This is a genomic window from Klebsiella sp. MS 92-3, assembly GCF_000195655.1.
Lineage (GTDB): Bacteria > Pseudomonadota > Gammaproteobacteria > Enterobacterales > Enterobacteriaceae > Klebsiella > Klebsiella pneumoniae.
This window is the reverse complement of record NZ_GL882796.1, coordinates 1-1,871: the sequence shown is the minus strand read 5'-3', so window position 1 is coordinate 1,871 and position 1,871 is coordinate 1. Positions and strand designations below refer to the sequence as shown.

Genomic DNA, 1,871 nt, shown 5'->3' with positions numbered 1-1,871 from the left:
CAGTCCGCCTGCCCGAGCGTTAAGGGGACATCCTTGTCAGTTTTTTCCTCTGCGCTCTCTCAGGGTGGAACAAGTATCAGTTGCCTGCCACCAGCATCTCGCTATCCACCACAATGCCCTCTTCAGCGCCCTTCAGCACCAGATTCGCTTCGTAATATTTACCGGCTTTCAGCAGTTCTTGCGCCTGCGCTACCGCCTTACGGGTCTGGTTAAGCGGCATCAGATACTGGTTCTCAATCACGCCAATACCGGCCAGACGCAGGGTATCGATAGCCCCTTTCTGATCGCCTTTCGCCAGCTTTTCGTTGGCGGATTGGATAGCGCTCTCTTTTTCCGGCGTGGCCACATAGTCTTCAGACAGGGCGATAGAGGCGTTAATGATCACATAGCGATCGGCGATCATTTTGGCTTTAGCATCAGTTTTCACAAACTTCGCCCAGCTGGCATCATCGGCGGCCAGCAGCGCGGCGGCGTCGTCTGTCAGTTTTTTGGCGCTATCCGGCTGGCCATGGAACAGCGCCAGACGGGCGAACTGGATGTCGCGCATCGCATTCGCGCCCTGCACCGCCACCTGCAGCACATCGGCGGCTTCTTTCTGTACCTGCGTCGTGGCTGCCGCGGCTGGCGCGGCTGGCGCTGCCGTCGCGCTATCTGTTGCCCATACCGGAGAGGTACTCATCATGGTTGCCAGCAGGCTCGCCAGAATGACTTTTTTCATCGTTGACTCCTGATTAAAATCGGTAAGCATCACCAAACGCAGCCAGCTTAAAAAATATCGCGGGCATTGAGAATCAGAGCCCAGAAGTAATATTGCGGGCCTGGTCTGACAGCTGTCAGACCAGGCGTATAAAGTGGCCTCGGCGCTCTTATTTACGCCTGCCGATCGCGCAGCCTACTATTTTCCTCAGACCTTTCTTTTGGCCCGCTGAATAAACCCTCACGCTTTTTATTCAGCGTCAGGCCGCCAACCGGGATCTGCGGAGCAATTATGTTTATGTTTAGCCATTACACCTTAAATGCGTTTAGCCCACGCGTCTTCATTCGATATAAACGGCATGCCTGCCTGATGGCGGTATTGCTGTTTATCTGCGGAGCCTGTTGTCTGGCCTGGCCGTTGGTCGCCGGCTGGTATCTCGCCACAGTAACCGGCATGTTATTGATGATCTGCGGCTTCTATTCGCTGTACAGCCTGATTGTCTTCCGCCAGCAGCACTGGAAATCACGCCTGGTGGCGCTGATCTTCGCCATCGCCTGGATCGTGCTCGGCCTGAGCTTTGTCGTCAATCCTCTCAACGGTATGAGCAGTCTGGCCATTTTATTTGGCTTTTTATTTGTTCTCGGCGGTATTTCCCGCATCGTTAACGGATGTCAAACCCGCCAACAAAGCGGCGCTGGCTGGAATATTTTTATCGGCCTGTTGGATTTACTTATCGCTTGCCTGTGGCTGGCCATGAACCCGCAGCAAAGCTGGTTATTTATTACCGCCTTTATCGGCGTTGAAATGATATTTAGCGCCATCGGCTTGTTGGTCCTGCGCAATAAAATGAAGCACGCTCAGGCTTAAGCCCTATTTTGTCACTGGAGAAGAAAATGAATTTACCTAAAGCACTCGTATTGACCGTGGCGGCTACCACATTCTGTCTGATGACCAGCCCGGCGTTCGCGGTTGAGGAAACCACGCCGCAGAATATGACCTGTCAGGAATTTATGGATATGAACCCAAAAAGCATGACCCCGGTGGCCTTCTGGGTAGTGAATCGCAACACCGACTTTAGCGGCGGCGACTATGTTGACTGGCATGAAGTCGAGACCGTTTCGGTACCGAAAATGCTGCAGGAGTGCCACAAGAACCCCGCCGCTAAACTTGGCGA

At 53.6% G+C, this 1,871-nt stretch carries 3 protein-coding genes; 2 read left to right on the top strand and 1 reads right to left on the bottom strand.

The features are described 5' to 3' along the window. Positions 1 to 76 precede the first annotated feature (76 nt). Positions 77 to 748 carry a YfdX family protein gene (locus HMPREF9538_RS16160; protein WP_004188513.1) on the bottom strand — a complete coding sequence of 224 codons (672 nt, stop codon included), beginning with the start codon at positions 746 to 748 and terminating at the stop codon, positions 77 to 79. Positions 749 to 988: 240 nt separating this feature from the next. Between HMPREF9538_RS16160 and HMPREF9538_RS16165 the strand changes: the two genes are divergently transcribed. Together HMPREF9538_RS16165 and hdeB are read left to right on the top strand one after the other, a co-directional pair. After that, positions 989 to 1,564: an HdeD family acid-resistance protein gene (locus HMPREF9538_RS16165; protein WP_009484808.1), complete on the top strand. Its 576-nt coding sequence runs from the start codon at positions 989 to 991 to the stop codon at positions 1,562 to 1,564. 26 nt (positions 1,565 to 1,590) lie between these two features. Beyond that, positions 1,591 to 1,871, top strand: a 281-nt coding sequence (gene hdeB / locus HMPREF9538_RS16170; RefSeq protein ID WP_009484807.1) for an acid-activated periplasmic chaperone HdeB, incomplete at its 3' end; no start/stop codon positions are given.

What these genes read in the sequence shown, in the direction of transcription:
- HMPREF9538_RS16165 (WP_009484808.1), top strand. Translation starts at nt 989, where the DNA reads ATGTTTATGTTTAGCCATTACACCTTAAATGCGTTTAGCCCACGCGTC.
- HMPREF9538_RS16160 (WP_004188513.1), bottom strand. Translation starts at nt 748, where the DNA reads ATGCTTACCGATTTTAATCAGGAGTCAACGATGAAAAAAGTCATTCTG.